Origin of the sequence: Pseudomonas sp. TNT2022 ID1044, assembly GCF_028656895.1 — a bacterium.
In the GTDB taxonomy this organism is placed as follows: Bacteria; Pseudomonadota; Gammaproteobacteria; order Pseudomonadales; family Pseudomonadaceae; genus Aquipseudomonas; species Aquipseudomonas reinekei.
Genome location: NZ_JAMDHB010000012.1, coordinates 15,249 through 38,492, shown reverse-complemented (window position 1 = coordinate 38,492; position 23,244 = coordinate 15,249). Strand labels below are relative to the sequence as shown.

The 23,244-nt window shown below is 52.4% G+C and carries 26 protein-coding genes and 3 pseudogenes; 19 read left to right on the top strand and 10 right to left on the bottom strand.

Annotated elements, in window-relative coordinates:
• The 6 genes from M5G20_RS17115 to M5G20_RS17090 all read left to right on the top strand — a co-directional run.
• Nucleotides 1-202, top strand: a 202-nt coding sequence (locus tag M5G20_RS17115; protein WP_273920067.1) for a YeeE/YedE family protein, incomplete at its 5' end; no start/stop codon positions are given.
• Nucleotides 203-204: 2 nt separating this feature from the next.
• Nucleotides 205-624 (top strand): DUF6691 family protein, encoded by a 420-nt coding sequence (locus tag M5G20_RS17110; RefSeq protein WP_273920066.1) that lies wholly within the window; start codon nucleotides 205-207, stop codon nucleotides 622-624.
• Between the two features lie 86 nt (nucleotides 625-710).
• Nucleotides 711-956: a YidH family protein gene (locus tag M5G20_RS17105; RefSeq protein ID WP_273920065.1), complete on the top strand. Its 246-nt coding sequence runs from the start codon at nucleotides 711-713 to the stop codon at nucleotides 954-956.
• A gap of 473 nt (nucleotides 957-1,429) precedes the next feature.
• Entirely contained in the window at nucleotides 1,430-2,917 is a 1,488-nt protein-coding gene (locus M5G20_RS17100) for a SulP family inorganic anion transporter (RefSeq protein ID WP_273920069.1), read from the top strand.
• An 11-nt stretch (nucleotides 2,918-2,928) separates the two neighbouring features.
• The gene (locus M5G20_RS17095; protein WP_273920064.1) at nucleotides 2,929-3,780 is read left to right on the top strand and encodes a universal stress protein; all 852 of its coding nucleotides are present in this window, start codon (nucleotides 2,929-2,931) and stop codon (nucleotides 3,778-3,780) included.
• 92 nt (nucleotides 3,781-3,872) lie between these two features.
• Nucleotides 3,873-4,400: an NUDIX hydrolase gene (locus M5G20_RS17090; protein WP_273920063.1), complete on the top strand. Its 528-nt coding sequence runs from the start codon at nucleotides 3,873-3,875 to the stop codon at nucleotides 4,398-4,400.
• A gap of 140 nt (nucleotides 4,401-4,540) precedes the next feature.
• Here M5G20_RS17090 and M5G20_RS17085 read toward each other — a convergent pair.
• The 5 genes and pseudogenes from M5G20_RS17085 to M5G20_RS17070 all read right to left on the bottom strand — a co-directional run.
• Nucleotides 4,541-4,810, bottom strand: a pseudogene (locus tag M5G20_RS17085) (Na+/H+ antiporter NhaA); the annotation flags it as partial.
• Nucleotides 4,797-4,982, bottom strand: a pseudogene (locus M5G20_RS30160) (fluoride efflux transporter CrcB); the annotation flags it as partial. The pseudogenes M5G20_RS30160 and M5G20_RS17085, both read right to left, overlap by 14 nt.
• Nucleotides 4,983-5,121: 139 nt before the next feature.
• Complete coding sequence (locus M5G20_RS17080; protein ID WP_273920061.1) at nucleotides 5,122-5,877, bottom strand: S-methyl-5'-thioinosine phosphorylase; 756 nt, start codon at nucleotides 5,875-5,877, stop codon at nucleotides 5,122-5,124.
• Between the two features lie 161 nt (nucleotides 5,878-6,038).
• A complete protein-coding gene (locus tag M5G20_RS17075) occupies nucleotides 6,039-6,806 on the bottom strand; it encodes a haloacid dehalogenase type II (protein ID WP_273920060.1) in 768 nt (255 codons plus the stop codon).
• Between the two features lie 148 nt (nucleotides 6,807-6,954).
• Nucleotides 6,955-7,527: a carboxymuconolactone decarboxylase family protein gene (locus M5G20_RS17070; protein ID WP_273920059.1), complete on the bottom strand. Its 573-nt coding sequence runs from the start codon at nucleotides 7,525-7,527 to the stop codon at nucleotides 6,955-6,957.
• Between the two features lie 320 nt (nucleotides 7,528-7,847).
• On the opposite strand from M5G20_RS17070, the gene M5G20_RS17065 reads away from it, so the two are divergent.
• A complete protein-coding gene (locus tag M5G20_RS17065; protein WP_273920058.1) occupies nucleotides 7,848-8,378 on the top strand; it encodes a TetR/AcrR family transcriptional regulator in 531 nt (176 codons plus the stop codon).
• Between the two features lie 58 nt (nucleotides 8,379-8,436).
• Entirely contained in the window at nucleotides 8,437-9,117 is a 681-nt protein-coding gene (locus tag M5G20_RS17060) for a haloacid dehalogenase type II (protein ID WP_273920057.1), read from the top strand.
• 161 nt (nucleotides 9,118-9,278) lie between these two features.
• On the opposite strand, the gene M5G20_RS17055 is transcribed toward M5G20_RS17060, so the two are convergent.
• The 4 genes from M5G20_RS17055 to M5G20_RS17040 form a co-directional block, all read right to left on the bottom strand.
• On the bottom strand, nucleotides 9,279-9,980 hold the full coding sequence (locus tag M5G20_RS17055) for a TIGR04283 family arsenosugar biosynthesis glycosyltransferase (RefSeq protein ID WP_273920056.1): 702 nt from the start codon (nucleotides 9,978-9,980) through the stop codon (nucleotides 9,279-9,281).
• Nucleotides 9,970-10,656, bottom strand: a complete 687-nt coding sequence (locus M5G20_RS17050) for a TIGR04282 family arsenosugar biosynthesis glycosyltransferase (protein WP_273920055.1) — start codon at nucleotides 10,654-10,656, stop codon at nucleotides 9,970-9,972. The genes M5G20_RS17055 and M5G20_RS17050 overlap by 11 nt, the downstream gene beginning before the upstream one ends.
• 98 nt (nucleotides 10,657-10,754) lie before the next feature.
• Nucleotides 10,755-11,396, bottom strand: coding sequence for a DUF1109 domain-containing protein (locus M5G20_RS17045; protein ID WP_273920054.1), 642 nt, complete (start codon nucleotides 11,394-11,396; stop codon nucleotides 10,755-10,757).
• Nucleotides 11,393-11,965: a sigma-70 family RNA polymerase sigma factor gene (locus M5G20_RS17040; RefSeq protein ID WP_273920053.1), complete on the bottom strand. Its 573-nt coding sequence runs from the start codon at nucleotides 11,963-11,965 to the stop codon at nucleotides 11,393-11,395. The genes M5G20_RS17045 and M5G20_RS17040 overlap by 4 nt, the downstream gene beginning before the upstream one ends.
• A gap of 248 nt (nucleotides 11,966-12,213) precedes the next feature.
• Between M5G20_RS17040 and M5G20_RS17035 the strand changes: the two genes are divergently transcribed.
• The 10 genes from M5G20_RS17035 (at nucleotide 12,214) to M5G20_RS16990 (ending at nucleotide 22,035) form a co-directional block, all read left to right on the top strand.
• Complete coding sequence (locus M5G20_RS17035; protein WP_145307911.1) at nucleotides 12,214-12,486, top strand: BufA1 family periplasmic bufferin-type metallophore; 273 nt, start codon at nucleotides 12,214-12,216, stop codon at nucleotides 12,484-12,486.
• A gap of 26 nt (nucleotides 12,487-12,512) precedes the next feature.
• Entirely contained in the window at nucleotides 12,513-13,367 is an 855-nt protein-coding gene (bufB, locus tag M5G20_RS17030) for an MNIO family bufferin maturase (protein WP_273920052.1), read from the top strand.
• Nucleotides 13,364-14,128 carry an HvfC/BufC N-terminal domain-containing protein gene (locus M5G20_RS17025; RefSeq protein WP_273920051.1) on the top strand — a complete coding sequence of 255 codons (765 nt, stop codon included), beginning with the start codon at nucleotides 13,364-13,366 and terminating at the stop codon, nucleotides 14,126-14,128. Before bufB ends, M5G20_RS17025 begins: the two co-directional genes overlap by 4 nt.
• Before the next feature lie 34 nt (nucleotides 14,129-14,162).
• Nucleotides 14,163-14,636: a DoxX family protein gene (locus M5G20_RS17020; RefSeq protein WP_273920050.1), complete on the top strand. Its 474-nt coding sequence runs from the start codon at nucleotides 14,163-14,165 to the stop codon at nucleotides 14,634-14,636.
• Nucleotides 14,637-14,961: 325 nt separating this feature from the next.
• Nucleotides 14,962-15,939: an arsenosugar biosynthesis radical SAM (seleno)protein ArsS gene (arsS, locus tag M5G20_RS17015; RefSeq protein WP_273920049.1), complete on the top strand. Its 978-nt coding sequence runs from the start codon at nucleotides 14,962-14,964 to the stop codon at nucleotides 15,937-15,939.
• An 11-nt stretch (nucleotides 15,940-15,950) separates the two neighbouring features.
• Nucleotides 15,951-17,336, top strand: a complete 1,386-nt coding sequence (locus M5G20_RS17010) for a sodium:solute symporter (RefSeq protein WP_273920048.1) — start codon at nucleotides 15,951-15,953, stop codon at nucleotides 17,334-17,336.
• A gap of 53 nt (nucleotides 17,337-17,389) precedes the next feature.
• A complete protein-coding gene (locus tag M5G20_RS17005) occupies nucleotides 17,390-18,316 on the top strand; it encodes a hypothetical protein (RefSeq protein WP_273920047.1) in 927 nt (308 codons plus the stop codon).
• Nucleotides 18,313-20,502 carry an FAD-dependent oxidoreductase gene (locus M5G20_RS17000; protein WP_273920046.1) on the top strand — a complete coding sequence of 730 codons (2,190 nt, stop codon included), beginning with the start codon at nucleotides 18,313-18,315 and terminating at the stop codon, nucleotides 20,500-20,502. The genes M5G20_RS17005 and M5G20_RS17000 overlap by 4 nt, the downstream gene beginning before the upstream one ends.
• Complete coding sequence (locus M5G20_RS16995) at nucleotides 20,499-21,575, top strand: FAD-dependent oxidoreductase (protein WP_273920045.1); 1,077 nt, start codon at nucleotides 20,499-20,501, stop codon at nucleotides 21,573-21,575. Before M5G20_RS17000 ends, M5G20_RS16995 begins: the two co-directional genes overlap by 4 nt.
• A gap of 58 nt (nucleotides 21,576-21,633) precedes the next feature.
• Complete coding sequence (locus M5G20_RS16990) at nucleotides 21,634-22,035, top strand: DoxX family protein (protein ID WP_273920044.1); 402 nt, start codon at nucleotides 21,634-21,636, stop codon at nucleotides 22,033-22,035.
• 20 nt (nucleotides 22,036-22,055) lie between these two features.
• Here the strand turns inward: M5G20_RS16990 and M5G20_RS16985 are convergent, their stop codons facing one another.
• Nucleotides 22,056-22,328: a heavy-metal-associated domain-containing protein gene (locus tag M5G20_RS16985; RefSeq protein ID WP_273920043.1), complete on the bottom strand. Its 273-nt coding sequence runs from the start codon at nucleotides 22,326-22,328 to the stop codon at nucleotides 22,056-22,058.
• Between the two features lie 176 nt (nucleotides 22,329-22,504).
• Here M5G20_RS16985 and M5G20_RS16980 point away from each other — a divergent pair.
• Nucleotides 22,505-23,125 (top strand): annotated as a pseudogene (locus M5G20_RS16980) (nickel/cobalt efflux transporter); the annotation flags it as partial.
• Nucleotides 23,126-23,244 lie beyond the last annotated feature (119 nt).

The following is a 23,244-nucleotide window of genomic DNA, read 5'->3' as shown; positions in this document are numbered from 1 at the left end:
GTCTTTCATGGGGCTCGTTCAGGCCCTGATCATTGCAGGCCTGCTCGTCGGCGTGGGTACCCGTTACGGTTCGGGCTGTACGAGTGGTCATGGAGTGTGTGGGATCTCCAGGTTGTCTCCTCGCTCCATCGTGGCAACGGTGTGTTTTATGACCGCCGGCTTCGCAACGGTGTACGTCATTCGTCATGTGCTGGGAGCTTGAAGATGATCAAGTTGACCGCATTTTTTGCAGGGCTGATCTTTGGCCTGGGTCTACTCCTGGCAGGCATGACGAACCCTGCCAAGGTATTGGCTTTTCTTGATGTGGCCGGGGCCTGGGATCCGTCACTTGCTCTGGTGATGGGAGGGGCAATCGCAGTGGCGGTTATCCCCCTGAATTGGGCGCGCAAGAACAAGCAATCCTTGCTGGGTGCCCGCATGCAATTACCTGTGAAAAAGGAGTTGGACGCCCGCTTGATTGGCGGCAGCCTAGTGTTCGGTATAGGTTGGGGAATTGCGGGGATCTGCCCTGGGCCAGCGGTCGCTATTCTGCTTACGGGGCGCTGGCAAATCATCATTTTCGTATTGGCCATGTTGACCGGTATGCATTTGTTCTCGGCCTTGGAAAGCCGAGGCACGCATTGATCAGATGGTAGCCATGAAAGCAGATGGCGCAAGCCCTGTCCGATATCTGCACCATCTGACCAGAGCGATTTCACGCGAGGTATTTGATGTCCGATTTGAACGATCCACGAGTGTTCTTTGCTGCTGAGAGAGCCTTGCTGGCGTGGAACCGAACCAATCTCTCGCTTATGGCCTTTGGCTTTGTGATTGAACGATCCGGGCTACTGCTACAGATGCTGAAACCAGGTGCTTCGGGCAGTCCGGAAAGACATTTTTCCTTCTGGATCGGACTGGCTTTTCTCATGCTGGGCTCATGGGTCGCATGCTGGTCATCTTGGCAATACTCACTATGAGCAAGGCTCCCAGAGCGGCGGTGAGCACATTCGCTATAGGCCAGAATGGATACTGTACCCTTCAGGGATTTCAACTGGCTTCAGAGCCTTAACGACGCGTTGAGAACTGAAAAAAAGGAGCGCAGGCGAGAGATATTGCCAAAAAGGCATTACTCAACGCAAACCGCCCAAGGCGAGGTAGCGGGTCGCAATCGACGATAGCTTGACTGTATACTGTCGTCTTCGCATACCCCTTGAGCTACAGGAAATCAGCATGACTGTACTCCAAACGATCTACTGGCAGCCTACGCCGCCTTAGCGCTACGCCCCCTCGCAACACCTCGCACCCGCCTGTTTCGTTCGCGGTGCGTACTGCTGTATGCCCGGTTCTTACACCCACAGCACACAGCAAGATAATCCTCACAATTTGAATTCGTATCGACGCGCTCGCCCTTCGCCTGGTGTGCGTGCGGTGCATTGCCTTGGATATTCTGATGCTGCAATCACTCAAACAAACGTGGCTTTCCAACGTCCGTGGAGACGTGCTCGCGGGTCTTGTAGTCGCTCTGGCTTTGATCCCGGAAGCCATTGCCTTCTCTATCATTGCAGGCGTCGACCCCAAAGTTGGTCTCTATGCCTCTTTCTGCATCTGCGCTGTCATTGCCTTCGTCGGCGGTCGTCCTGGCATGATCTCGGCGGCTACCGGTGCAATGGCTCTGCTAATGGTCACTTTGGTAAAAGATCACGGGCTTCAGTATCTGCTAGCAGCCACCTTGCTCTGCGGGGTACTTCAAATCCTCGCTGGCTACCTAAAGCTGGGCTCACTGATGCGCTTTGTTTCCCGCTCGGTAGTCACTGGTTTCGTGAACGCTTTGGCCATTCTGATTTTCATGGCGCAATTGCCTGAGCTCACCAATGTCACCTGGCATGTCTATGCCATGACAGCTGCGGGCCTGGGAATCATCTACCTGTTTCCGTATGTACCGAAAATCGGCAAGCTGATTCCCTCGCCATTGGTGTGCATCCTGACGCTGACCGCCGTCGCCATTTACCTCGGTTTGGATATCCGCACCGTGGGTGACATGGGCCAACTGCCTGACACGCTCCCGATCTTCCTCTGGCCTGAAGTCCCGCTGAACTTTGAAACCCTGCGCATCATTTTCCCGTATTCAGCTGCCTTGGCTGTGGTTGGCTTGCTTGAGTCCATGATGACCGCAACCATTGTCGATGATCTGACCGATACCACCAGCAACAAAAACCGCGAATGCAAGGGCCAAGGCATCTCCAACATCATTGCTGGCATGCTTGGCGGTATGGCGGGCTGTGCCATGATCGGCCAGTCAATCATCAACGTAAAATCAGGTGGCCGTACCCGCCTGTCGACACTTTGTGCCGGCGTCTTCTTGCTACTACTCATCGTCTTTCTAGGTGAGTGGCTGTCTAAAATTCCTATGGCTGCGCTAGTTGCCGTGATGATCATGGTCTCCATCGGCACCTTCAGTTGGGATTCTCTGCGTAACCTCAAGCAGCACCCACTCTCGACCAACATTGTGATGGTCGCCACCGTTGTGGTGGTCGTGGCAACGCATAACCTCGCTTATGGTGTTCTGGTGGGCGTGCTGCTGGCTTCGCTGTTCTTTGCGAACAAGATCGGGCACTACCTCGACATCAAGTCCAGCCTGGATGAAAAAAACTCACACCGCACGTACACCGTAGTAGGTCAGGTATTTTTCAACTCGGCTGAAAAATTCACCAATGTTTTCGACTTCAAGGAAGCACTCAACAAAGTCACCATCGATCTCACACAGGCGCATTTCTGGGATATCACTGCCGTCGCAGCGCTGGATAAGGTCGTGATTAAGTTCCGCCGTGAAGGCGCTGAAGTTGAAGTGCTCGGTCTCAATGAAGCCAGCTCAACAATCGTTGACCGCTTCGGTGTGCATGACAAACCCGGTGCCATCGACAAGCTCATGAGCCACTAAGGAGAACGACAATGACCCACGTAATGGCATGCATTGATAACTCACAATCCTCATTGGCGGTCTGCGATTACGCAGCATGGGCCTCGCAACGACTCAGCGCTCCCCTGACCTTGCTTCATGTGCTGGATAAGGAAAAATATCCTGCATCCGCTGACCTCAGCGGCAATATCGGTCTCGGTAGCAGAGAACATCTACTGGAAGAGTTGGCCACGCTGGATGCGCAGCGTGCAAAACTGGCCTTGGAGGATGGGCAGCACATGCTTGAAAAAGCTCGCGAGCGAACAGTCATCTCTGGCGCAATGTCACCTGATCTGAAGCAGCGCCATGGCCATCTCGTCGAGAGCCTGAGCGATCTCCAAGACGATATTCGATTACTGGTGATTGGAAGAGTCGGTGAGGACAGCACGCACAGTGCCCAAAGTCTTGGCAGCCAGATCGAAGCGGTAGTCCGAACTATCCACCGCCCCATCCTGATTACAACCAGCCATTTCAGGAAACCTGAAACGGTCATGGTGGCATTTGACGGCAGCGCTACAGGCCACAAGACCGTACAGATGCTTGCTTCAAGCCCGCTGTGCGAAGGCCTGCCAATACATATCGTCATGGTTGGTACGGACTCTGAAGAAAACCAGAATGAGCTGGAGAAAGCACGAACCACACTTGCCTCTTCTGGCTCGCTGGTGCACATCGAGATCCGTCCAGGCGAAGTTGAGTCGACACTGCATGCGTATCAGGCAGAGCACGGCATTGACCTCTTGGTCATGGGGGCGTACGGGCACTCACGCATCAGGCAGTTTCTAATAGGCAGCACGACCACGACGATGCTGCGTACATCCACTGTTCCCGTATTGCTGCTTCGCTGAGCCAGTTCCACTGGCCACAGTATTTCCAGAACTGCGGAAATGCCGTGGCCACCTTGGACGATGACTAACTGATCTTGCCGTAACGAGACCACATGCAACTCATAACTGAAATTATTCACCCCGAGCTGAAATCCAAACAGGGCAGAGTATTCCGTCGACATGCAGCACGCGGCATCGTGATGCGGGATGGACAGATCCTGTTGCTGTTCACGGAGCGCTATAACGACTTTAGCTTTCCTGGCGGCGGCCTTGAAGCCGGCGAGGACATTGTCACAGGCCTGAAGCGTGAGCTTGAGGAAGAGACTGGTGCCCGTGAGATTCAGGTGCTCCAGCACTACGGCTATATCGAGGAATACCGGCCTTATTGGAAGCCACAATATGACCTGATGCACATGACGTCACATTTTTATCTATGCGAAGTAGCGACTCAGCTAGAGCCAGTCAGGATGGAAAGCCACGAAATCGCTAATGGAATGCGGCCTGTCTGGATCAACCTGCATGAGGCCATATCGCACAACGAAGCCGTGATGCAGCGTCAGGAGTTATCGATGGGGCAGTCAATTCAGCGCGAAACGTACATGCTGAGAAAAGTTGCTTTGGAGTTGATTGCTAAGCGCTGAGAGACGGCGCGGTAAGTTGGGCATGACGCGGAGCTACCTCCCTCATGTTTCCAACGCTATTTCGCCAATGATTCAGTGAGCGAATGTTCAGCCGCAGAACCTCGGCGTCGGCGAGGCTCTGTGGTCATTTCCAAGTAAAGTTACCGGCCTAAAGTAGCCGGTGCTGCCGCAGGGGAAGTGCTACGACGCAGAATCAGCACGCCGCCAATCGCCGCCAGAGTCGATCCAGTCAACACCCCGACTTTCACTTCATCAATCAGGTGAGCCGAGCCCGCGAATGCCAAGTTTTCTATGAACAGGCTCATGGTGAAGCCGATGCCGCATAGCAGTGCTACGCCGTAAAGTTGCGCCCAGTTACTACCCTCTGGCAGTTTGGCCAAGCCCATCCGGATGGCCTGAGTGGCTAGGAGAAGTGGCCAAGAAGGCGATGTCTACGCCGATGATGTAACCCCCAACCATGTTCGCAACCACAGCACCTAGAGGAATCGTACGGAACAGAGCATCCAACATCTTGCCCAAAAGCCAACTCAGCCAAGCTCCAAGCGACGCACCCGCAGCAATGACGGGAAATGACTTCAGTATGTAGATTCGACCTTGTTAGGCTAACCGGCAGGAAGAAAAGGCGTATAGGAAGATTCGACACAGATATGCCCCGCCAAAATTAGGACATGAACGCACACCGATCCGCCCTGCCGAGGGTTCTCGTTTGTATCGCCATAATTCATGAAGTTTTTTGAGCAGATCCGAGCAACCTAGACAAAACCGCCTGAGCATTGCTAATACCTAACTTCAACGCCGACTCTATTTCCGCCATACTAATCGCAGACGAAGACTTTCCTGCCGCTGGGTTAACAACCAGCGCCAAGCAGGCATACTCTAGTGATAACTCTCGTGCCAGTGCAGCCTCAGGCATACCGGTCATACCTACAATGTCGCAACCGTCACGTTCCATACGGATTATCTCTGCAGATGTCTCTAGGCGAGGGCCTTGAGTGCAGCCATACACGCCTCTCGCACTGAACTCGAAATTTTCAGCCATCAATGCAGCAATCAGACGAACACGCAGTTCCTCACTGTATGGTGCGCTGAAGTCAATATGGGGAATTGGCTGCTCATGATCGTTATTGAAGAACGTATTTTGGCGGCAGTAGGTATAGTCAATTAGGTCATGGGGCACACAAAAATGGCCAGTGCCCATTGCATGATGAATTCCTCCAACTGCGTTTATAGCTATAATCGAGTCTGCTCCCGCTTGTTTAAGAGCCCAAATATTTGCTCTATAGTTAACTTGATGCGGCGCATAGCGATGCTTTTGGCCATGACGTGCTAAGAACATCACTTCTTGACCCGCAAACTCGCCGATGTTGATGTCACCAGTTGGTTCACCATAAGGAGTATCAATTAGTATGGATTTTCTTTCGTTAAGCCCTTGTAGCTTACCCAGCCCCGACCCACCAATGATTGCGTAAGTAGTCATAAAGAATCCTTTAGTTAAATAGTTGAACCACAAGACAATATAACTATACTCCTTATAGCATGCCAGCAGCAGACTAACTGGAGTGCGCGACACCTTTATGCGCGCCTCTCATCAGGTAGGATGCTGGCCTATAAGCATAAATACTATAAGCCAGATGCAATCTAGCGCGCCGGCAATAAGTCCGATAGTTGTAATAAGTCGCTGACTTGATAATCAGGAACCTCAGCTAGCGGATAGATCGCTTGGCCAGCTCGTGCTACAAACGCTGTATTCATGCCAGCCTCTTTAGCCCCCGCGACATCCCAACCATGCGCTGCAACCAGCAGGGACTCCCTGTTGCTGACTCCGATTTTTTGCATAGCCCAACTGTAGACCTTTAGATTTGGCTTGTAACTGTGAACAGCTTCGCCACTTAAATACTCGTCAAACAGGTCGTACAGTCCTGCATTTTTCAATTGTTTCTCTACGGCTGGGCGTGAAGAGTTTGTCAGTGCCACCAACTTGTAGCCTTTATTTTTCAACGCCTCTAATCCCTCGCGAACATCCGGATGCGCTGGAAGCTTAGTGATGGGGGCGATAGCCTCCTTTGCCTGATCTTGAGAGATAGTCAAACCATTCGATTGAGCAACCATAATTAGTGCCGCAGCACCTATTTGCCCAAAATCATGATATTGATTAATTGATGTCTCTACTAATGAATAGTGCAGCATCGTCGAAAACCATATGCTCAACAAATCAGGCCTACCACCGAGCGCATCTCCGACCGACTTTTGTAGAGGATGAAGATCCAGAAGGGTTTCATTTACATCAAAGAAAATAACTTTAATATCCGCTTCCGAAGCTTCTGTTTTTTGACTAGCAAATGCTAATGGGGATAAGGCCAGCAATGCCGCCATTAGAAGATTAAAACCAGATCGAAAACCTTTCATCATTTCTCTCCGTCATGATGTAAGAAATTGCGCAGCATTTGAGTAAATCTATGCTCTATATTTTTTGCGCGAACATACGTTCCTCGCAACCTCACCAGTGAGCGCTAAAGGGCAACCTGGAGCGCTCAACCGGCATAACAGGTTTAAATCAGCTCTGCGCCCAAACGCGGGCTGCAAACTTTTCATCCAGCGGAGTATGAAAGAGGTGATTGGAGTAATTGCTGAGGGTCTTCACGGCCAACGCCAGAACGATCTCGAGAATGTGCCGCTCGCTAAAACCAGCCTTGAAAAACGCCTTAACTGATTCTTCAGTTGGTAGGCCACGGCTCTGGAACATGACACTGGTAAACTCTGCTAAAGCGGCGAGCTTCAAATCGCTGATTGGTGTGCCGTTCCGGATCGCGTCAGTCACCTCTGGGGCCACGCCGGACATGATGTCTGCCAAGGTGCTATGAGCAGCCATGCAGTATTCACATCCGTTTTCGCGACTGATGACCATGAAAATGACCTCCTGTTCCTCGGAGGAAAAGCCAGACTCTTTTCGAAAGGCCGCATAGCCTTGCAGGTAGGTTTCAAGCAGACCTGGTGAATTAGCCATGCGTGCATACATGTTAGGGATAAACCCTGTCTGTGCTTTGGCCTTGGTCAGTACATCTCGGCCATGACCTTCGGTAGTTTCAGGAGTAAGCGACGGTAGAGTCATTTGGTATTCGCTGAGCATTGTGAGTACCTCTATTTACGGACTAATCAGTCCTTAATGTGGTTCGGTTTGAGCTCCGAGTGTCCAAAGACCTCTGGAAAAATTTAGTGAGGGTCACCTTTTATTTTGGGACTGATCGGTTCATAAGTCAATTTCTACCTAGGAACCACCCTATGGAATGATACTTGCGCCAGTTGCAGGGGTTAAAGGGATGGATTCCTCGGTGTCGCCAGCAGCCTTACCTGGTCGGGCTTTGAAAAAAAATCCGATCAGTCCATAATGGAAATATGAATCGCGGACGCCCTAGAATCTTTGACCCTGAACTTGTACTGGAAAATGCCATGGAGCTTTTCTGGTGCCGAGGCTATGACGCCACGAGCCTGCAGGATCTGCTTGAAGCTACTGGTCTTTCAAAAAGCAGTCTTTATGAAAGCTTTGGTAACAAACAGAGCATATTCGAGTCTGCATTCACTCGATATTTCGAGGGGCGGGCAAGGTTTATGCGTAAGCGCCTTGATGAGTCCGAGTCTGCGGTCGATTTCATTCGAGAATGCCTGATGTCCGTGCTCGAGGATGCCTCGCGAGACTTCCCCCGTGGCTGCATGCTTGTAAACGTAGCGAACGAGTTTTCATCGTCTGACCCTGCAATACATCATCTGGTGATCCTAGCCTCCAAGCGATTCCGCCGAGTATTCGAGTTGGCATTTGAGCGAGCACAGCAGAACGGTGAAATCCCTGCGGATAAGACACCGGCAGAGCTTGCCCTCTTAATGCATTGCATAATGAATGGTCTGCGCACCCAGACCAAATCCGGGCTCTCACATCAAGAACTGATTACGGTGATCGATCTAGTTATGTTGCGTTGGGCCTAAATTTAACAAATTTTGGACTGATTAGTTCTTAAATCACTCAAGATAGGATTAACCAACCATGATCAAGGCAGTTGCATTCGACATCTACGGAACGTTAATCGACACCCAGGGTGTGCTAGGCCAGCTGACCCAGCTGATTGGTGAGAAAGCTGTAGACGTGGCGAAGACTTGGCGACAGAAACAACTGGAATACAGCTTTCGCAGGGGGTTGATGCGTGATTATTGCGACTTTTCTGTCTGTACTCGCCAAGCATTGATCTTCGCCTGTCGTGAGCAGTTGATAGAGCTTGATAGTGCTGACATCCAGGTGCTCATGGATGCCTATTCAGAGCTTGACGCATTCGCTGATGTAAGCGACGCGTTGGAGGAAATGGTAAGCAGTGGTTTGCATCTTTACGCATTTTCAAATGGTAGTAAGCAAGCAGTTGAGCGTCTACTACAGCACGCAGATGTTCGCGAGTTCTTCACAGAGGTCGTAAGCGTAGAGTCGGTGCGCTCCTTCAAACCTGCACCGGAAGTTTATTACCACCTACTCAACGTATGTGCGCTGCCCTCTGCAGAAGTATGCTTGGTTTCGAGTAACCCCTTTGATGTCCTGGGGGCAATGAATTCTGGCTTGAAGTGTGCCTGGGTTAATCGTGACTCAGCAGCGCAATTTGATCCATGGGGGATTAAACCGCACGTTGTCTTGGATGGGTTAACAGGTGCCTGCCACAAACTACAACGTCTTGATGTGTAAATAGCGCCCCTAAGAAGTCAGGCTGTGAAGGAGGCCTAATTGATTGCCGTCGCTTTTGACACCTCTCCATGTCTCTGGATTTTGGGCGGGAGCTAGCAATACGCCATCTATGATCAGTGAGTTTTCGGGAATGCGTGGGTTGGTCAAGCCGGCAGAAATGACTATTTTCGCGAACTATAAATGGCTGCTAATCGGGAGGCTGGGACACCCATGTAATAAGCTATCGCGAGCAAACGATTACGCAACGAACGACGCCACCAGCCATCGCGCTGCCAGCGCCTGGCATCCACTCCCACACCTTGAGCTAGCTCTACGAATCGGCCTTGCTCTCGGACGCGTTTCACAAGTTTGACCTCTTCAAACAACGGTGACGCATCATGTTGTCCAGACGACAGATAGATATCGCGCCGGAAAAATAATCCCTGGTCGCCGTAAGGAACCCCAAAACGAGTACGCACATTGATCAGTTTTTCTAACAACCTGCTTTGCCAGCAACTGGCATTGGAGAATCTGAATGCGAAATACCCTCCCGACGCACCAGAGTTGATTGCATCTCGGATAGCAGGCAAGCAATTACACGTCAGATGAGCGTCAGCATGCAAAAACCAGAGAATCGAATGAACTGCATGGCTCGCCCCCAAGCGAAGCTGCTCACCTCGGCAGGGTGATGCAGGTACCCAAAGCGAACCATAGCGCTGACAAATTTCTAGGCAGTTCGCGCTTTGGGCCGCATCAACCACGATCAGTTGTAGCGACTCACGCTCATTTATTGCCATTACATTTAAATGACTGAGCAGCTTTTCCAGCGCTGCTTCGTCATTCCAGCAAGGCACGATAACGCTGACAGACCCTTTATTTTGCATCTGATACTTCCAGTAGATCCGCCAACGCGTTTTTCAGTTTTAATCTCGCAGGTCGTGCATCGTGAGCCAATGCCTCTAGCAAGGGCTTTAGGTCTTCTTGGAGGTCGATGTCGAATAACTCACCAGCCAGCGAAACCGAGTGGCCCGAACTCCGACAACATTCGACTAGCGCTTGACCGAGATGCTGAGTGCTCCAAGGCAAAGCGCTCAAGGTCGGCCAAGGCTTACGAGAGGCCATAAGAACAACGCCACCATCTTGCGCCATCATGAGCACTGTATCTGAGTGCTGAAGTTGCTCGTTCACACGTTGATAGTCGTCAGGGCCTAACAATGGGCAGTCGCTTCCGATGTAAATCAGGTACTGGTGACCCAGGTTCCGGAGTTGCATGTCCAATGCATTCAAGCGCTCACCGAGGTTTCCCTCACTCTGTGGAATGCAGAGTGCGCTCTCGCACAGAGCGTGCCCCCATTGTCGGTGTTGTGCTTGATCAGGAGCCAAAGCTCGTGGGCCCGGGAAAACCGAAAGGTCTTCTACAGCGCAATCGAGAAGCAACTGAGCGATACCCAGGGCGCGTTCCTTACCAACGCCCTCTGCCAGCCGCTGTTTTGAGTGGCCCAAAGCAGGTCGCTTACAAAGCAGTACCAGGCATGGATCATGATTGTTCAGCGAGCTCATCTGCTTGATTCCAAGATGCGTCCGGTATCACGCATCGCCCGAAGTGATGGTGTTGGTAGATATCTCTGACCGCCGGCACGGGTGATGCCCACGATCTGCTACCAGCGTAGCCAGCGTCGACCGAGTAGTGCGCCTAGTGCCGTCGGCACCAGCATGCCCAACAAGTACCATACGCCCCAAAATGGTATCTGCATCTCGGGGCATCGAAGGGAGTAAGCAATCGTTGCCATTGAGCCTGCTAGCAGTCCGTCGCAGGCTCCTGACAGCGTCAGGTTGGTTGGTGCGAGACCGCGTAGCGCCCAAAACACAGCGATAAACCCCGGAATCGATAGCAAGGTTATGTTGAGTGCGCATACCTGCCAGGTATCGCCGAGAATGATCGCAAGGCGATCCTCAGGTGCGGCCTCCATGAGTACGTAGACAGCGCCAACCCACACCGTGGCGACTGTGGCGACAATCAGAATCTTACCGGGGCCCGAAGCTATCCCAGGTCTAGCCAGCCTCATGACCATGCTCAGCGTAATGATCATCAGACAGAGCGGAAAGGCGATCTTAGCCCAAAAAATCGGTGTAGCCATGACCTGGCCCAAGTCTGGCCGAACGCCCATTATTACTATTACCAGCAAAGTTGCGCCCAAGAGGCCTGCCAGAACCGCGCCGCTAAATCGCTTAGCGAGCGTCCTGCGATCAACCGGGGCCACACCCGACGCGAGCATGGAAATAAAATCATCAGTGTTCATCGTGCACCTCTAACTCTTAACGCCAGCGCTTTAAGCCCTCGGTGTATCCCTATCTTCACCGCAGACTCAGATAACCCCGTCATTTGAGCGGTTTCAGTAACAGACAGACCTTCTATTTTCACGTGCACGATAGGTAGACGCTGCCGCTCAGGTAGCTGCTCAAGCAACCTACCTAGGTCGCGACTGGCCTGCGCAGGTTCAAGATGTGGTTCGGCAAATAGCTCTGCCGCATCGTCGAGGGAATCGTTGAACACGTCATGACGTGACCTCCCACGGAAAAAGTCGATGAGCTTGTAACGCGCAATGGCGAAAACCCACGCCGTCAGCGGTTGGTCTGCTCGATAAGTCTGGCGCGCATTATGAACAGCCAAGAGAACCTCTTGCAGCAAATCCTCGATTTCACCAGGTCTCTGCTGAAGCCTCGAACGTAAAAAACCACGAAGATGACCACTTAACTCCGATAAAAACGTTCGATAAGACCGCTCATCTCCGTCCAGACCTGCGATAAACAGAGCCTGAAGGTGGAGCTCTCGACTGCGCAACACGTCGTTATGTGTAGTTCGTTCCATCGTTCGCTCTGGTTACACGAAAAGTAAAAATATCTCGCTCCTGCATGAAGCCAGCGTTGGTGACGGGCAGCGGATCTTACATGCGGTTACCGGCATAAGGTAACAAGCGAATCAGTTTTGCAGGTTTGAAAAATATTTTGCGGTTGCTGTAACCGGCAGTGAGAAATCATCGAACTACCTTTTGGATCGCAAGCACGGTACTCAAGCGCTGATGCGATGACCAATCCTCATCATCTGGAGACACAACCATGAACAATCTCAAGCTTGCCGCCTTCGCTGTTGCCTTATCTACTTTCGCTGCAGGTGCTATGGCCGCAGAGGCTCCTGCTGCCGCAGGCGCCATGGAAAAGTGTTACGGCGTTTCCCTAGCTGGCAAGAACGATTGCAAAGCCGGCGCAGGTACCACCTGTGCGGGCACCGCCAAAGTGGACTATCAGGCTAATGCCTGGAAAAACGTTCCTGCGGGTACTTGTACCTCCATCAAAACACCAAAAGGCACTGGCACTCTCGCACCTATGTAATCGCAATACCACGGGGCGCACCAACCATGAGAACTGAACGCCAGATGGGGGCCGGGCTCGGCCTGAAACCGAATCATTACTCAAATGCGCTGGACTGCACGGCAGAGGGTCTATGGTTCGAAGTTCATCCGGAAAACTACATGGTGGATGGTGGCCCCCGTCTCGCATGGCTGGAGGCAATTGGGGATCAACATCCACTATCGCTGCACGGCGTGTCACTTTCACTTGCTGCCGATTGTCCACCAGACGAAAACCATTTGAAGCGCCTGAAAGCGCTGGCAGATCACGTTCAGCCTGCTTTGATTTCCGAGCATTTAGCTTGGTCAGCATGGCGTGGTCAGTATCATCCTGACCTTTTGCCATTCCCTCGCACGGTCGAGGCATTGCACCGCATCGCAAGCAACATTCAGAGTACACAAGACGCTTTAGGACGTCCTATAGCCATTGAAAATCCCACCCATTACCTAGGTTTGGATGGTCACGAATTCAGCGAAATCGAGTTTTTGACCGAACTAAGTGTGAGAACAGGCTGCGGGTTGCTGCTGGATGTCAATAACGTACACATCAGCGCACATAACCTGGGTTTTGATGCGGGAACGTATCTGGATGCCTTCCCGGCCAAGGCAATCGTGGAAATCCATTTGGCAGGCCACGCGGTGGATCCGGGAGATACGCGGTTGCTGATAGATACTCACGACGCCTCCATCGCTGAAGACGTCTGGTTGCTGTATCAACGCGTTATAGAACGGATCGGCATGCGCCCAACCTTGATCGAGCGCGACGACAATATCCCAGGGTTCGACGCCTTGCTGAATGAACGAAACAGAGCGCAGGCGTTGTTGAACATCGGGAAGAGGCAACCATCGGAAGTGACGATATGAACACCTCACTCGCAAGCTTTCAGGATGCATTCGTCGATGCGTTATATGAGCGAAATTCGACTGGAATGACTGCTCTAATCGAGCAGCCCGGTTTTTTGGTGTACCGCAATACTGTATTGAAAGGATCGACGGACGCATTACTCGCGAACTTTCCCACCATCGAGCGCTTGGTTGGGACGGAGTGGCTTAAGGCCGCAGCAGCAATCTATGCCCGGCAATCGCCACCGACAGATTCTCGACTGCTGCACTACGGCGCTGATTTCCCGGATTTTCTCGACGCTTTTGAACATGCGCGAGAAATGCCTTATCTGGGCGACGTCGCCCGCCTGGATCTGCTTTGGACACAAGTCCATTGCGCTAAAGATGAGCCAGATATTGATCCAAGCTTATTTGCGAATCTGTCCCAAAACGACTTGGCCCGCAGCCGACTCACACCGAAGGCCGCCTCCCGTTGGGCGTGGTTCCCAGACAACCCCGCCTACACCATCTGGTGCTTCAATCGCGAAGAGCGGGACATGCCCGACGAACTCAACTGGCACGGCGAAGGAGCGTTTCTGACGCGCAAGCAAGCCAAGGTTTGTTGGGAGGCTGCCAGTGCAGCGGATTGCACGTTTTTAGATGCCTGCGCGGCAGACCTGCCGCTTGAACTGGCCGCAGAAAAAGCCCTTGAGGTTCAGCCCGACTTGGATTTGGCAGACCTCATTGCCCGCTTATTCAGGGCCGACGCGTTCGCCTCTGTAAGCATCCATCGCTCTTCCTAAAGACTTAACACCAACTTAACCAACGGAGCACATCATGGACGCGATACGAAATACTTCGTCCACAGCCGACAAATCTTTGCGAGGCATGTGGAACCGCATTGCAGACCGACTTGGCTTCATGATTGGTGACTCGCTATTGGTGCTGGTTGCTCGCATATCCATCGCGGCCATTTTCTTGATGTCAGGACGCACCAAAGTCAGTGAGTTTTTGACGATCACACCCAGTACCTATGAGCTGTTCCGCACCGAATACTCACTGCCATTTATCTCTGCGGAACTGGCCGCGCATCTAGCTACCTACAGTGAGCATTTGTTTCCACTACTTCTTGTGTTAGGCCTGTTCTCACGACTATCCGCATTGGCTTTACTGGGTATGACGTTTGTAATCCAAGTGTTTGTCTACCCTGATGCCTGGCCAACACACCTTTCCTGGGCGGGCCTATTACTGCTCATCGTCGCCCGTGGTGGAGGTGCAATGTCGCTGGATCGACCGCTCGGCATCAAGTGATGCTTTGGCTGCTGCTCACGTACTGTCTGATGAACGGATTACGTATTCAGGCCTAATCAGGTATTTCGGACAGATAACAGGTTGCAGGTGTCGAGGCCTAAATACTCAAGCTTTCCTTGATTACGGACTGAAAAGTCCAGTAACCAGTAAGTGAATTTTTTGTGCTGGTCTGAATGGATATTTCGGGAGGGGTTGAGAAGCAGTCCTCGTTCGATGACGCGTGCTAGAAGGCCTCAGCGCGATCACTAGCCGGTTACGAGAGATCCATCTGTACCACCGAGAGGCTATGGCCTCAGAACATCAGTTTCCGAGAGTAGGTATCACCATGCACGCAATGTTACCGCTTCTGAATGCACTGAGCTTTCCGCCTCTGCACCGTGGTCATTTGGAAGCCTTGCAGATCAACCTCACCTACCTTTGCAACCAGCGTTGCCTGCACTGCCATGTCAATGCAGGCCCCACTCGCAAGGAATCCATGACGGATGAAAGTCTGGCGCTGTTGCATCAAGTTATTGATGCCCATCCAGTGAAGACCCTCGACCTGACAGGGGGCGCTCCTGAAATGCATCCCCGTTTCAGAGAGATCGTTGTCCATGCTCGGCGAGAAGGGTTGCGTGTCATTGACCGCTGCAACTTAACAATTCTCAGTGAACCAGGTTATGAAGGCTTAGCGGAGTTTCTGGCTGAGCAAGGAGTAGAGGTGACTGCATCTCTGCCTTGCTATTCCCGTGAGAATGTCGACAAGCAACGAGGTGATGGGGTATTCGACGCGAGCATTGAAGGCCTCAAGAAGCTCAACAATCTCGGATACGGTATTTCTGACACCGGCTTAATCCTAAATCTTGTTTACAACCCTCAAGGCGCAAGCTTGCCGCCGCCGCAGGCTCAGCTCGAGATCGATTACAAAGCTCACTTGGCTGAGGATTTCGGCATTCAGTTCAACCATCTCCTGACTATTACCAACCAACCGATTGCCCGATTTGGAAGCACCCTGGTTAGCAAGGGGCAGTTCGGTAATTACATGCAGCTGCTCAGAGATAGCTATCGATCAGAGAATCTCGATGCAGTCATGTGCCGGAACTTGGTCAGCGTCGACTGGCAAGGTTACCTCTACGACTGCGACTTCAACCAAATGCTAGACCTACCGATGTTCATGCCTGGTCTGATTGGTCGTGATCGGCCTCATCTGCGTGACTTGCTCAACTCATCAAGTCTGGAAAATAACCCGATCACTACACGCGACCATTGCTTTGCTTGCACCGCTGGTCAGGGTTCGAGTTGCGCTGGCGCATTGAAAGGTTAAGGAGAACATCAATGGAGCCGAATAGTCTGCTAGGTGTGTTTTTTTGGGGGTTTTTACTGATTTACGGTCTCGTCATGTATGCGTTGTCACCTCGTGCTGTAACCCTGGGTGGCTTTTTCCATGGTGAAGATTCTCAAGGTCGTAGCGCGGCTCCCTGGCTACTGACATCGAGTATTTTCATCAGTTGGATTTTCGCCAAATCGGTGACGAACGCTGCCAACTTGGGGGCAAGCTATGGATTGATTGGTGGTCTGGCCTATGCAACGTATTGGCTTTCGATCCCGCTGGCGGGTTTCGTCATATTCAGACTGCGCCGACGTTTCGGAGCTACAGGACTGGTCAGCTTTCTGATCACCCATTACGGTCGCTCTGCGGCACTGGCTTTCAGCGCAGCCATTCTTATCAGGCTCTTTAACGAGGTCTGGAGCAATACCGCTGTGGTCGGTGGCTATTATGGTGTTGCCGGTAGCATTGAGTTTATCGGAGCCGCCTTGTTGTTCACCGTGGTGACGCTGGCTTACAGCCTGCGTGGTGGACTTCGCAGTTCAATCATGACAGATGCGGCCCAAGCTGGAATTTTCTTGATTGCCCTTGTCTGGGTACTTGGCTTGGTTTTACCGCAGTACAGCACCAGGGAGCTGATGAGCACCAGCCATTGGGCGATGAGTTCGGGCGTTGACTTATTACTGGTCGCGGGGCTTCAGATTTTCAGCTACCCGTTTCACGATCCTGTCCTGACGGATCGTGGCTTCATCAGCGAAGAGCGAACGATGCGTAGGTCTTTCTTCGTTGCCGGACTGCTGGGTTTTGTTGCCATTCTTGCGTTCAGTTTGATTGGTGTACACGCCACCCTAGCAGGGATAGATGTTTCTGATAACGTCCCAGCAGCGTTGGCGAAATCCATGGGGGTAGTCGCTCTGTTGGTCATGACCGTAGTAATGGTCTCGGCAGCAGGCTCCACTCTCGACTCCACTTTTTCGAGCCTGGCCAAGTTAGTGGGTCGAGAGTTGCCGCTGCTGGCTGGTCACGATCTAGGCAAGAAGGCAATCGGAGTTGGCATGTCTGTGATGGTTATATTCGCAGTCTTGGGCAACATTCCAATGCTCACTGGAACCGACATCCTTAAAGCAACAACCCTGAGCGGCACAATGGTCATCGGTCTCGCACCAGTGTTCGTTTTACACGGAATGGTGACTCCGACTCGCTTAGGATTCCACCTGAGTTTCTGGTGCGGTATTGCCCTGGGCATAGCCCTCACGTTGGGCTGGATACCTCAAAGTTGGGCTATTGGTGATGGCAAATATGCCCTGCTGCTGGGTACCAACCTTTACGGATTGGCGCTATGCATATTGGGCTATTTGATCCCAGGTTACCTATCTAAGCGAGTCGCAATATGAGTCGGGGTAGGATGCTCATGCGACCTGGGCGCGATTGCCCTCTGGACTACAGGTTGCCGCCCACGGCATTCGACGGCCCTGCACAATTTGGCTGCAAAACGCTCTACGTCGTAGGCGGCCTTTACGGAAACACTTATGCGTTAGATGCGCTGGAAATGTTGCTAGCAGATGAGCCAGAAGCTCGTGCTGTATTCAACGGCGACTTGCACTGGTTTGATCGTGATCCAGAAATCTTCCGGGGCCTCGAGGATCGCGTTGCCCCTCACGTTCTTCTTCGCGGTAACGTCGAGACTGAGCTAGTCCGCGTGGAAGACAGCGGAACGGGATGCGGTTGCGCCTATCCTGAGGAGGTAACAGAACTCACAGTCGCTTGGTCTAATTCTATCCATGAACTGCTGTGTGAAACCTTCGCTACTCTTCCCTTGTTGAGGGCTTCAGTTGCGTTGCGTCCTGCCCATGCGCTGGTCGAAATTGCTGGACGTACAGTCGCCATCAGTCATGGTGATGAACGTTCACTTGCCGGCTGGCAGTGTTCACGTCAGGCATTGAGATCTGTTGATCGCCAAAACGAATTGGCGGATTGGATGGCTGAACGAAAAATCGACGTATTCGCCACCAGCCACACATGCTCCCCCGCAGCCTTGAGCTGGGGCTCTGGGGCGGTAATCAATAATGGTGCTGCCGGCATTCCAAACTTCAGCGCAGAACGTAAAGGGCTTGTCACGCGGATAGCTTCCACCCCCCATCCTCAGGCGCTTTATCGCGCTCAGTTGCTCGGGCTCTACGTCGAAGCAATCTCGCTTGAATACGACCATGTGGCCTTCCTACAGGACTTCGACCGACAATGGCCCTCACAGAGCCCGGCAGCACTTTCTTATCGTGATCGTTTACTCAATGGAACTGACGATCTTCCACCATCAGCCTTGCTGGGCGGCTTTCAGGAGTGTTCAGTTTCTACGCTAAAGGATGCACTCTCATGAACCTTCGTAAGCTCATACTTTTGACGGTGATAGCTGCGCTGATCGCTTCTTTTTTTATCTTCGATCTGGGCCAATATCTCAACCTGACAAACCTCAAAACCCAGCAGGAAGCGTTTAGTGAACAGGTGTCTGCCAACCCCTGGCTCATTGGTGGCGCGTATTTCTTTCTGTACGTACTGGTGACTGCACTGTCACTACCCGGTGCCGCCCTCATGACTCTGCTTGGCGGTGCATTATTTGGCTTATTCGGCGGTACGCTCCTGGTGTCCTTTGCATCTACGCTTGGGGCCACATTGGCGATGCTGATCAGTCGCTTCATGCTGCGCGACTGGGTGCAAGCCAAGTTCAGTAAACGCCTGACGGGAATAAACCAAGGGGTTGAGCGTGAGGGGGCATCCTACTTATTCGCCTTGCGTCTGGTACCCGTATTTCCCTTCGTATTGATCAACCTGGCGATGGGATTGACCAAGTTGCCTGTGCGCACATTCTGGTGGGTCAGTCAGCTGGGTATGCTGCCCGGCACGCTGGTTTACGTGAATGCTGGTCGCGAGCTTGGTCAACTCAATTCGTTGGGTGGAATCCTATCACCCAGTCTCATCGGTGCATTCCTGCTGCTTGGTTTGCTACCGATGTTGTCTCGCAAAATTCTGGAATGGTTCAAGACTCGGAAAGTGTATTCAGGCTGGAAAAAGCCCAAGCGATTTGATCGCAATTTAGTGGTTATTGGCGCTGGCTCCGGTGGCCTGGTATCGGCGTACATAGCAGCGGCTGTGAAAGCAAAGGTTACGTTGATCGAAAAGCACAAGATGGGTGGCGACTGTCTGAACACGGGGTGTGTGCCTTCAAAAGCACTCATTCGATCTGCCAAATTTGCCCACGAACTTAAAAAAGCCGAAAGCCTAGGTTTTAGGTCGGTTACTGGCAAGGTTGATTTTGCGGCGGTCATGCAACGTATTCAGCGCGTGGTATCGGAAATCGAACCGCATGATTCCGTCGAACGATACAAAGGGCTGGGCGTAGAAGTCATTGAGGGAGAAGCGAGGATCACCTCTCCCTGGACTGTTGAGGTCAATGGTAAAACTCTCAGCACTCGATCCATCATTGTCGCCACTGGCGCCCGTCCATTGATACCAAAAATTGACGGTATTGAGCTCATCACTCCTCTTACCTCGGACAACATATGGGCATTGCGCGAACAGCCAAAGCGATTGCTCGTTTTGGGAGGTGGGCCAATCGGTTGTGAGTTGGCACAAGCATTCCAGCGCCTCGGAAGTGCGGTGACCCAAGTCGAGATGGTTGAGCGGCTATTGATACGTGAAGATGTCGATGCGAGTGACATCGTCATGACAAGCCTCAGGGCGGATGGTGTCGATATAAGGTTGCAGCATAAAGCTATACGTTTTGAAGTGCTCGAAGGCCAGCAGCACCTTATTTGCGTAAATCTGGCAGACAACAGCGAAGTGAAAATACCTTTCGATCAGATGCTTTTGGCCTTAGGCCGGGTCGCTAATGTAAAGGGTTTCGGCGCTGAAGAACTTGGTCTGGAGGTGCGAGGTAATGGCACTCTGAGTACCAACGAATACTTGGCAACGGGCTTCCCCAATATATTTGCTGTAGGGGATGTCACGGGGCCTTATCAATTCACCCACACGTCAGCGCACCAAGCCTGGTATGCCGCCGTGAATGGACTGTTTGGGGGCTTTAAGCAATTCAAAGTTGATTACCGGGTGATTCCTTGGGCGACGTTCACTGATCCAGAGGTGGCACGTGTTGGCTTGAATGAGCAAGAAGCCAAATCCCAAGACATTGCCTACGAAGTCACCCGCTTTGGCATTGATGATCTAGATAGGGCTATCGCCGATGGCGCAGCCTACGGTTACATCAAAGTGCTGACTGAACCTGGCAAGGATCGGATCCTTGGCGTAACAATCGTAGGTCAGCATGCAGGTGATCTAATCACCGAATACGTGGCTGCCATGAAACACGGCTACGGCATGAACAAAATACTCGGCACGATCCATATCTATCCTACGTTGGCCGAAGCGAACAAATACGCTGCCGGAGAATGGAAGCGTGCTCATGCTCCCATCGGCGCACTGCGCTGGCTTTCAAAATTTCATCGATGGCGCCTGGGCGGCACCCAGCGTATTGAATCTGGATTCAAGACGGACGAGAAACCGTCTTGAACGCGGAATTTGACCTCCTGCTTGCAGGAGCTGGCCATGCCCATTTGGGGGTATTGCGCCAGTGGCTCTCCGCTCCTCGGCCTCACGGACGTATCGCGCTCGTGAGCGATGGAACATCGGCTTGGTACTCAGGGATGCTTCCGGGCTTACTGGCTGGAAGGTATCGGCCAGAGCAGTGTCGAGTACCTCTACCTGCGCTCTGTGCTAGCGCGGGGGTTGACCTGATTCAGGGGAGAATTGTTGGCATCGACCCAAACTCGAACTCGTTGAGGCTTGCCGATGGGCGTGTTTACTCGGCTACCTGGTTGTCTCTAAACGTCGGCTCAAAACCAGAGGCACTGCCGGGAGATTTTCGCGAGTTGGAACTGGTTCCAGTGAAGCCTTTCGAGGGGCTCGTCTGCGCCTGGAGTACCTGGCAGAAATCACCTATGCCCTTGGCAATTCTGGGTGGCGGTGCCGCAGGGGTTGAGCTCGCTCTTGCCCTTGCACCTCAAGTCTCAGAGTTAACACTTATCAGCTCTGGAGCGATCCTAGCTGGACATCCGGCTGGGCTTAGAGCTCGGGCAATACGGTGCCTCGTGAGCGCTCATGTAAAGCTAATTGAGGGTTCCGCAGTCGACACAGTGCATGGCGATGCATTGTTGTGTGGATCGCAGATTGTTTGGCGCGGAAAACGACTCATTTTGGCCACCGGAGCAGCGCCTCTGCCTTGGTTAAAAGAGGGAATGCTTGCTCAAGATAAACGCGGGTTTGTCGCTATTATTCCAACTTTTCAGAGCGTATCCCACAAGCAAATTCTTGCGGTGGGTGATTGTGCCAGCCTGCCTGATTGCCCGCGTAACGGTGTTTATGCGGTGCGCCAGGGGCCTTTGCTCGCCAAAAATCTGGCTGCGGCTTTAGAAGGCCAACAGCTGATCAATTTTGTGCCTCAACGCCACGCGTTGGCACTTTTAGCAGACGGTAAGGGCGGTGCCTTGATGAGCTGGGCGGGGATAACTGCGGAGGGCCGTTTATTTGGATGGTGGAAAGATCGACTTGATCAAAACTTCATAAACAAGCTAACGATCATGTGACGACAACATGGCGTTGAAGCAAGTAACTAATTCCACACACAAACATTGAGGTGCTGTAATGAAGAGTTGGACACTGCTAATGCTAAGGGTTTCACTTGGCTGGCTATTGGTCATTTGGGGAGCCGATAAGGTTTTTAATGTAGCGCACAGTGTGGCCGTGGCTAACAAGTATTACCTAGGCTTAGGAACTGAAAATATCCTGCAATTTGGTGGAGTAGTTCAAATACTCATTGGATTGCTGATCATTGTTGGCTTCGCTCGCCGTTGGGTATACCCCATACAGGTGCTATTCAACGGCGCATCCCTTCTGGCCGTGATGAAATCAGTCATAGATCCATGGGGTTGGATTTTTGAGGGATCCAACGCGTTGTTCTACCCATCACTTATCATCTTTGCAGGAAGTTTGCTGTTGATCGCGTTTCGAGACGAGGATCGGCTGGCTTTGGATAAGCGGCAATAACCATCCCATAGGCTGGTGGCTTACCGGCAGCAGCAACCGCCGCCGTTCCCGCCACAGCCCGAGGTTTTCTTACTCGCTACGCTTTCCACTGTCGCCAGCTGTGCTGGATAGCCCGCGTTCTCCAGGGCCGCAAGCAGCGCATGGCTGTCCGAATCGCCGCTGACCTTCATCCGTCCGGCTTGTAGATCTACTGTTACGTCACTCACTCCTTCAAGTGGGCGCAGCGCTTCAGTGACATGTTTGACACATGAGCCACAGCTCATGCCCTGGACTTGCAGTTCAATAGTTTTCATTGGTGACTCCTCACAACAAAATTGATCATGGAAAGACTGACGCATCAGGCTTTTCTGAGGCGTTGGCTTATCCTCAGCCTTGCTGCCATGGCAAGGTCAAGCGGTCGTTTTCACTCAATCAATGGAAGCCTGGCGCAGACGCAAGGCGTTGAATACTACCGACGCCGAGCTCACGCTCAGCCTCAGACGTTCGCCTAATGACTACTCGTCCGGACGGCAGCACTCAAACGTTCTCATTCGTCGAGCGCGAAGGCTTCCTAGAATCGACGGTCGATATCCCCGAACCTCATGAATTTAGCGCTCGCTTGAGCCTGGGGCATGCAGGGCATTCCCATGATTACGACCTGGAGTACCAGGAGCATGATCACGGACATGCGCATTCCGAGCTGGAAGGTCTGGAACTGTCGATTGACGGTTATCAGGATGCGCATGAACGTGCGCATGCCAACGATATCCGTAAGCGCTTCACCAACCGAGAGGTCACCACGGGCCAGATCGTCATGTTCGGATTGACGGGCGGTTTGATTCCTTGTCCGGCTGCCATTACCGTTCTGCTGCTGTGTTTTCAGGTTAAAGAAGTCGCGCTGGGAGGCATGCTCGTCCTGTGCTTCAGCATCGGATTGGCGCTCACCTTGGTCACTGTCGGTGCTGCGGCAGCTATTGGTGCTAAACAGGCTTCCAACCGTTGGCCATGGCTGGGCACCGTTGCTCGTCGTGCGCCGTATCTGTCCAGCGTACTGATCATCGGTGTTGGTTTGTACGTGGGCTTCCATGGCTGGATGGGCCTGACCGCATAAGGCGACGTCCGAGTGTTCGAGCTCACCAGCAACACTGGTCTGTCACCTATTTTCGATGCGTAATGCTGGCTTAACTCCTATCCGGCGTTATAGCTTTCGAGAAACTTTGACTACAGGTC